This is a genomic window from Caldisalinibacter kiritimatiensis (genome assembly GCF_000387765.1).
In the GTDB taxonomy this organism is placed as follows: Bacteria; Bacillota; Clostridia; order Tissierellales; family Caldisalinibacteraceae; genus Caldisalinibacter; species Caldisalinibacter kiritimatiensis.
On record NZ_ARZA01000093.1, the window covers coordinates 1 to 7,963 of the forward strand.

Sequence of the window (7,963 nt, forward strand, 5' to 3'; positions counted from 1 at the left end):
CTAGAGCATCGAATTTTCTATAAATTTAACAAGGATGTTCCTAAAGAGCTTACTGATCAACTAAAAGAATGTGCTGACATGATCAAACATTTGGATAACAAAATGTTATCAATAAAAAAAGAAGTTGACCTCTATAAAGGATAACAGGGTCAAGTTTTACAAATTTCAGTACCATTTCATATTAGACAGGGGGAAGTTATGTATAATTTTAAAGACCTTAAAAAAGATTTACTAGTAGGTCGAGAAATTGAATTTAAATATAACGGAGAATTATATTCAATATCTAATTCATCTAAAGGATGGGTTTTGTGTCATAACAATGAAATAATAGGTAATTACTTTAAAGATGTAAATAATATAATGAATTATATTGAACAACTTAAAATAGGTAACAAGTACTTTAGAGAAATATTTGAATAAAATGAATATGAAAGTTTATATATTTTATAGTACTTAAAAGAAGAAGGGCATTGTCCCCTTATGTTTTTAATCTGTTAAATATAAGTTAATTTGCAAGAAAAATGATACAATAAAATTATATTATAAATATCGAAATTAAAGGGGGATGTCATCTATGAAGCTGACCAAGCAAGAAAGAGCATGGATTCTTTATGATTGTGGTAATTCTGCTTATTCAATTTCAATAACCACAGCTTTGCTTCCAATTTACTTTGGAATGTTTAAAAGTGGTGAAAGTATGGACTTAGGGTATTTTAATTCTATAGCTAGTATACTTATAGCTATATTAAGCCCTGTTTTAGGAACAATTGCTGATTATAAGGACAAAAAGAAGAGATTTTTTACCTTTTTCTTTATTCTAGGTGTTGTGTTTACAGCTGCTCTTGCATTTGTGCCATATGGGAAATGGCAATATTTAGTTATATTCTACATATTAACCAGCTTAGGATTTGCAGGAGCAAATATATTTTATGATTCGTTTTTGGTAGATGTAACAACAGATGAAAGAATGGACAAGGTATCTACTAAAGGCTTTGCCTACGGTTATATTGCAAGTATTATTCCATTTGGCATAAGTCTTGGGGTTGTCTACTTTACAGGAATGGATAAACTTTTAGGATATCAGCTTGGGTTTATAATAACTGCGTTATGGTGGGGTCTTTTTACAATACCAATGCTAAGAAATGTAAAACAAATACATTATGTTGAACCAGAACCTAAACCAGTTGTTAATAGCTTTAGAAGATTAGGAAAGACCTTTTTGAATATAAGAAAAATAAAGACTGTACTAATATTTTTAATTGCATACTTTTTCTATATTGATGGAGTCGGTACGATAATTAAAATGAGTGTTCCGTACGCTGAGCAAGTTTTAGGTGGAGACTCCTTTGATATGTTTATTTTACTTGGTATACTTTTGATTATACAGATTGTAGCATTTCCATTTGCTATCATTTATGGAACACTTGCAAAACTATTTACAGCAAAAAGAATGATAATAGTAGGAATTAGTACATATATAATATCTTGTATATTTGCATACTTTATAACAGATATTTCCCAAGTATTTATTTTGGGGATTCTAATAGCCTCAGCACAGGGAGGAATTCAAGCTTTAAGTAGATCCTATTATGCAAAGATAATACCTAAAAAGAATTCAAACGAGTTTTTTGGATTTTATAACATATTCGGGAAATTTGCTGCAATATTAGGTCCTTTAGTGATGTCGTTAACAACTGATTTGACAGGTAATGCTAGATATAGCATTCTATCAATTATACCACTGTTTATTATCGGACTTATTATTTTCATTTTATTACCTACAGACAAGGATAAAATAGAAGCTATAGAGTAGAAATAATATGTTACAAGGGGACGTTTTACCTATCATATATACATTTTTATTGATAAAAACTTACCATAAAATTATAATAAAATAATAATAGAATTAAAATTAGAACATAAGGGTTACAACAGAACAGTTCACTTGTGTTCTAAGGGCGTTATGTTTGTCATGTAAAATATGACAGATCTAACGTCTTTTATTATATATAAAATAATGTTATATTAGATTACTCATTTTTATTACAAAAAAAGGATTTGTTAGTTTATAATCAAAGTAGGTAATTTTTTATGGCAAGATTTGTGGAATAATTAACAAAGTAGGAAAAAGAAAGGAGGACCTCATATTATAGAGGTATTTGGTAGTATAGTAGGTAATATTAGCAAATATTTATGGAACTTATTTTTACCGTTTATGATTTTAGCTGCATTATATGTAAATTACAGAAGAAGACAATACTTTAATGTTATTAGCAAAAAAGATACAACTAAATTGGAATTTTCAAAGATAAAAAATGCCCTTTCTATATCATTATCATCTAAAATTGGTACAGGTGCTGTTATTGGAATTTTAGCAGCTATGTGGAAAGCATCAGATAATGGTGTTGGAGGAGAAGGTATAGTATTATGGGTGTTCATAGGTATGGCTTTATTAGTTCCCCTTACGTATTCGGAAGTTTTCTTTTCTCAAATAGTCAAAAAAGAGCCAAGACAGTTTATAGAACATTATATTAGTAAAAAAGCAGGAGCTATATATGCTGTTTGTTTAGCAATACTTTATTCCTTTGGATTTGCTGGTTTTCAGTTTACAGGAGTACAAAGTGTCGTAAATTTGTTTGCTAAACAAAATTTTAATTATGAGTTTACTCCGAGTGGAAGATTATTCTTTGTTGTATTGCCTATTTTAATATTTGTATCTATTGTCGTACTATCTAAAAGCTATAAGCTTTTCGTAAATGTTTTAGGTTCTATGGTATCCTTTCTAATTGTTCTTTATGCAGTATTTTTCATTGTATTTGCATTCTTAACAAGAGATTTTATTCCAGAATATTTATCTCTGATTTGGAAGGATTTCTTAACATTTAGGTCAGCAACGATGGGAATACCAATAGGACTTATAGTTGGATTTCAAAGAATTATTCAAACAAGTGAGACAGGCCTTGGTACTAGTGCATTAGCAAGTTCAGATAGATTGAATTCTTCAAGAAGAGAGGCTATGTTACAGGCTGTGGCTACAATTATTACAATCTGTAATGCAATTATAATAACATCTTATGTATTTTCGTATGGAAAATATTATGGAACTGGTATAGTGCTTTCAGGTAATGGCCTTGAAAGGATTAGTAGTTATTTACAGAGTGCGTATCAAGTTACAGGATATTTAGGTGAAGGAATAATAATAGCATTCTTCTTATCCTGTGGTTTTACAACAGTATTAAGTTCTTTTCACTTTATTAATACGTCTATTGGCATAAGTGAAAATAAAAGAATTGTATTCTATATATGTTTAATAACAGCATCAGGATTATTAAGTGTTTCAAATTTTGATGTGATATTTGATGCAGTTGATTTATTGATGTTTATAGTTGCATCTATTAATATTATAGCTTTATCAATATTTGCAACTAGAGATATAAATAAATATGATATAAGGAAAATGCAAAATAAAAACAATAATACAAAGAAGGTAGCATAAAAAAGGAGGAATAATGATGGGTAAAAAATATTTAGTAGTTGGTGGGGTTGCTGGCGGAGCTTCTGCAGCAGCAAGATTAAGAAGATTAAATGAAGAGGATAAAGTAATAATATTTGAAAGAGACCCTCATGTTTCATTTTCAAACTGTTGTTTACCATATCATTTAAGTGGTACTGTAGAAGAGAGTGAAAGCTTAGTTCTTATGAACCCAGAAAAGTTTTTAAAGCAATATAATATAGAAGCTAGAGTTCACAACGAAGTAGTAGATATTGATAGAGAAAAGAAAGAAGTAAAAGTTAGAAATGTATTAACTGGAGAAGAGTATACTGAATCTTACGATAAGCTAATATTATCTCCAGGTGCTAAGCCAATAGTTCCACCTATCAAAGGAATTGAAGATGTAAATGTATATACAGTAAGAAACGTTATAGATATAGAAAAGCTTAACAAGTCAGTTAAAGAAATGGGAAAATGTAAAGTTTCAGTAATAGGTGGAGGATTTATAGGAGTTGAAGTTGCTGAAAACTTAAGAGAAGCAGGATATGATGTAACTTTAGTTGAAGCTATGCCTCATATTATGAAACCATTTGATTATGATATGGCTCAAATTTTACACAAAGAATTGCATGACCATGGAGTAAACCTAATTGTAGGGGATAAAGTTAGTGCATTTGAAAAAGATACTGTTATTTTAGAATCAGGTAATAAAATAGAAGCTCAAGTAGTAGTTATGGCTATAGGTGTAGCTCCTGTAACTGAACTTGCAGAAAAGGCTGGACTTGAAATAGGAGAAACAAGAGCTATAAAAGTAGATCAAAACTATAAAACTAGCGATAAAGATATTTATGCAGTTGGAGATGCTATAGAAGTACATCATGCTTTAACAGGAAGAACTACTAGATTACCATTGGCAGGACCAGCTCAAAAACAAGCAAGACAAGTAGCAGATCACATCCATGGAAGAGTTGTAAGAAATACAGGATATATTGGTTCATCAGTATTAAAATGCTTCGATTACAATGCTGCTTCAACAGGACTAAATGAAGAAATGATAGAAGCATTTAACTTAGATATTAAGTACGAAGTAGTTAAAGTAATTCCTGGAGATAAAGTTGGTTTAATGCCAGGATGTGAACCAGTTCACTTCAAGTTATTATTTGAAATACCAACAGGAAAAGTATTGGGTGCTCAAGCAGTTGGTAAAGGAAATGTAGATAAGAGAATAGATGTAATTGCTACAGCTATAAAATTTGGAGCAACAGTTGATGATTTAAGAGACTTAGAATTATGCTATGCACCTCCATTTGGAACTGCTAAAGATGTAGTTAACTTTGCTGGATATGTTGCTACTAACATATTACATGGTGACTTTAAACAAGTACGTGAAAAAGATATAAGAGGTTTAGTACAAAGTGGAGCTTGCATTATAGACGTAAGAGAAAAAGATGAATATGAACTAAGTCACATAAAAGGAGCTAAAAATATACCTCTTAGTGAGTTAAGACAAAGATTAGATGAAATACCTAAAGATGAGCCAGTATACTTACATTGTAGAAGTGCACAAAGAAGTTATAATGCAGTAATGGCTCTTCAACATTTAGGATTTGAGAATGTTTATAATATCTCTGGAGGATTCTTAGGATTATCTTTCTATGAATACTTCAATGATCAAACAACTGATAGAGAAATGATTGTAACAGATTATAATTTTGACTAAAAACCAATAGATAATAAGGGGCATTAATTGCCCCTTATATAAAAAACAAGAATGTCAATATTTTATCAAATATCAGGGAGGGGAAAATATGGCAGTTTCAACAAAATCAAATACTGCAAAAGAAAAATCTAGTTTTGAAATTAACAAAAAACAAACATTTATTGGACTTGGACTAATATTGATAATGACAATTTTAAGCATTTATCTACATTCAAGAAGTTATAAGCTATCTATGTTCTTAATTACTGGTCTTGCTATAGGCTATGTTATGCAAAGATCTAGATTTGGTTTTGCAGGTACAGTTAGAAAGATGTATATTATGGGTAATGGTAGCTTAACAAAAGCGGTATTGTTCTTATTTATTATATCTATGATTGGAACAGCCGCAATTCATTATAGTGCTGTTATGAGTGGAGCTGAGAGCATACCTGGCTTTAAATCTGTAAAGCCTATAAATATGGGTACGATAATTGGGGGAGTACTTTTCGGTATAGGGATGTTTGGTGGTGGATGTGCGTCTGGAACATTAACAGACTTAGGTGAAGGTCATGTAAGATCAGCTATTGTATTATTCTTCTTTATAGTAGGAACAATTCTAGGAGTAAATCACATGCCTGCGTGGGAAAAGTCAATATTCTTTGCTGGATCTAAAGTATATCTTCCAGATATATTTGGATATATGGGAGCTATGATAGTTTCACTACTTGGTTTCTTAGCTATATACATATTTGTTAAAAAATATGAAGATAAAAGAAAAAGGGAAAACACATTTATTCCTGAGACATATGCTGACTGGGAGAAAGAGCTTCCAGAAGAGGGAGAATACAAATTCTTTAGTAAAGAAACATATCATAAATTCTTTGTAAAAAGATGGTCATTCTATACAGGAGCTTCTTTACTAGCCATTTTATTCTTAGCAATTATATTAACCACAGGTTCAAGCTGGGGAGTTACATCAAACTTTGCTAACTGGGGAGCATGGTTATTTGGAATAGATGTATCAAATTGGCCATGGTTTGCTAAGAAATTAGATGTTATTAATGGAGGATTTTTTAATGATCCTAAATCCCTAAGAAACTTAGGTATAATTATAGGTGCTATGATATCTCCACTTTTAGCAGGTCAATTTTCTTTTAACACAAAATTCAACTTAAAGGACGTAGTTTTCTATGCTATAGGTGGTTTATTTATGGGTTATGGAGCTAGAATTTCACTAGGTTGTAATATAGGAGCATTTTATGCACCAATAGCAAACCTGTCTTTATCAGGATGGGTGTTTATGGTTGCTCTTGTTATTGGAGGTATTATAGGAATTAGCTTAGTTAAAAAATTAGATATTAACTCATAAAGGGAAGTAAGTTGATAAGCCTGGATAACTCCTTTGTAAAAGGGGTTATGCAGGTTTAACTTTTATATTATAATATATTAAGACTTTAGCTAAGGAAGAAGTGATTATGATGAACTCGGTATTAATTATGTGTATTATAATATTGATTATTGCTGTTTCAATGTCAATGGTAGGTAAAGGTGGAGGTAATTTTTATGTACTTGCTATGGTGCTAGCTGGTATATCAATGCATAATGCTGCTACAACATCACAGCTAATAATGATGGCAACTTCAATTACTTCAATGCTTATTTTTAATAAACATAAAAAAGTTGATTGGAAACTTGCATTGGTTATTGACCCTCCTACTGATATTATGGCTTTTATTGGAGGTTACTTTGCTGGAAGTATTGAGGGAACAACTCTAAAATTAATGTTTGCTATATTACTGATAGTAATATCATTTTTTATGTTTGTTTCAGTAAAACAAAGACCTATAAAGCAAAATGATAAATTTGGTTACTGGAATAGAACTTTTGGAGAGTATGAATATACTGTTAATTTATGGCTTACTTTACCTATTACAGCTATAGTAGGTTTTTTTGCTGGTGCTATTGGAATTTCAGGAGGTGCTTTTAAAATACCTTTAATGGTTTTATTGTGTGGTATACCGATGGAAATAGCGGTTGGGACTTCATCTGCTATGGTTGCAATTACAGCTTTAATGGGATTTATAGGGCATAGCATTAATGGTGACTTTAATCCTGAATTAGCTATACCACTTACTGTAGTTGCAGTAATTGGGGGATTAATAGGAAGTAGATATGCTATTAAAAGTAAACCTAAAAATTTAAAAAGAGTTTTTGCATTTACAAATATGTTAGCAGCGACAATGATGATTATTAATATTATTAGGTGAAAAGGGGCACTTTATTTGTGTCCCTTTAAAATTCTTTAAAAGTGAAAAAAACGGCTCCAAGAATAAATAAAAATGCTACTGCATAGTTCCATTTAAAATTTTCTTTTAAATATAGAATTGAAAATACAGAAAAGACTGATAGGGTTATTACTTCCTGAATGATTTTTAGCTGAGCTGCAGTAAAATGAGAACTACCTATTCTATTAGCTGGTACTTGAAGACAGTATTCGAAGAAAGCGATAAACCAACTAATTATAATGACTTTAAAAATAGGAACATTTTTAAATTTCAAGTGTCCATACCAAGCAAAGGTCATAATTCATTTGATAGTAAAAGTAAAACTATTGTAGTCATATTTCACCTCATATTATTGAAATTCAACTGCTTTATTATAAACTATTGATTGGTGAATGTAAAGACGAAAAAACATATTTGTTTTTTAGTGATAGTTAAGCGAGAATCCTCCCTATTTCAATAGGGAGATGAATCGCTATTTATTTTTTA

General features: G+C 30.5%; 7 protein-coding genes. 6 read left to right on the forward strand and 1 reads right to left on the reverse strand.

The window, feature by feature from the left end:
• Positions 1–198: 198 nt before the first annotated feature.
• From L21TH_RS04770 to L21TH_RS04795, 6 genes are all read left to right on the forward strand, one after another.
• Positions 199–420: a hypothetical protein gene (locus L21TH_RS04770; protein WP_006310690.1), complete on the forward strand. Its 222-nt coding sequence runs from the start codon at positions 199–201 to the stop codon at positions 418–420.
• A 154-nt stretch (positions 421–574) separates the two neighbouring features.
• Positions 575–1,813 carry an MFS transporter gene (locus tag L21TH_RS04775; RefSeq protein WP_006310691.1) on the forward strand — a complete coding sequence of 413 codons (1,239 nt, stop codon included), beginning with the start codon at positions 575–577 and terminating at the stop codon, positions 1,811–1,813.
• Positions 1,814–2,215: 402 nt separating this feature from the next.
• The gene (locus L21TH_RS04780) at positions 2,216–3,496 is read left to right on the forward strand and encodes an alanine:cation symporter family protein (RefSeq protein ID WP_006310692.1); all 1,281 of its coding nucleotides are present in this window, start codon (positions 2,216–2,218) and stop codon (positions 3,494–3,496) included.
• Positions 3,497–3,512: 16 nt separating this feature from the next.
• A complete protein-coding gene (locus L21TH_RS04785; protein WP_006310693.1) occupies positions 3,513–5,213 on the forward strand; it encodes an FAD-dependent oxidoreductase in 1,701 nt (566 codons plus the stop codon).
• 88 nt (positions 5,214–5,301) lie between these two features.
• Positions 5,302–6,561 (forward strand): YeeE/YedE family protein, encoded by a 1,260-nt coding sequence (locus tag L21TH_RS04790; protein ID WP_006310694.1) that lies wholly within the window; start codon positions 5,302–5,304, stop codon positions 6,559–6,561.
• A 106-nt stretch (positions 6,562–6,667) separates the two neighbouring features.
• Positions 6,668–7,459: a sulfite exporter TauE/SafE family protein gene (locus L21TH_RS04795; RefSeq protein ID WP_006310695.1), complete on the forward strand. Its 792-nt coding sequence runs from the start codon at positions 6,668–6,670 to the stop codon at positions 7,457–7,459.
• Between the two features lie 25 nt (positions 7,460–7,484).
• Here L21TH_RS04795 and L21TH_RS15200 read toward each other — a convergent pair whose 3' ends face one another.
• The gene (locus tag L21TH_RS15200; protein ID WP_006310696.1) at positions 7,485–7,775 is read right to left on the reverse strand and encodes a DMT family protein; all 291 of its coding nucleotides are present in this window, start codon (positions 7,773–7,775) and stop codon (positions 7,485–7,487) included.
• Between the last annotated feature and the right edge of the window lie 188 nt (positions 7,776–7,963).

What these genes read in the sequence shown, in the direction of transcription:
- L21TH_RS04770 (WP_006310690.1), top strand. Translation starts at nt 199, where the DNA reads ATGTATAATTTTAAAGACCTTAAAAAAGATTTACTAGTAGGTCGAGAA.
- L21TH_RS04775 (WP_006310691.1), top strand. Translation starts at nt 575, where the DNA reads ATGAAGCTGACCAAGCAAGAAAGAGCATGGATTCTTTATGATTGTGGT.
- L21TH_RS04780 (WP_006310692.1), top strand. Translation starts at nt 2,216, where the DNA reads ATGATTTTAGCTGCATTATATGTAAATTACAGAAGAAGACAATACTTT.
- L21TH_RS04785 (WP_006310693.1), top strand. Translation starts at nt 3,513, where the DNA reads ATGGGTAAAAAATATTTAGTAGTTGGTGGGGTTGCTGGCGGAGCTTCT.
- L21TH_RS04790 (WP_006310694.1), top strand. Translation starts at nt 5,302, where the DNA reads ATGGCAGTTTCAACAAAATCAAATACTGCAAAAGAAAAATCTAGTTTT.
- L21TH_RS04795 (WP_006310695.1), top strand. Translation starts at nt 6,668, where the DNA reads ATGATGAACTCGGTATTAATTATGTGTATTATAATATTGATTATTGCT.
- L21TH_RS15200 (WP_006310696.1), bottom strand. Translation starts at nt 7,775, where the DNA reads ATGACCTTTGCTTGGTATGGACACTTGAAATTTAAAAATGTTCCTATT.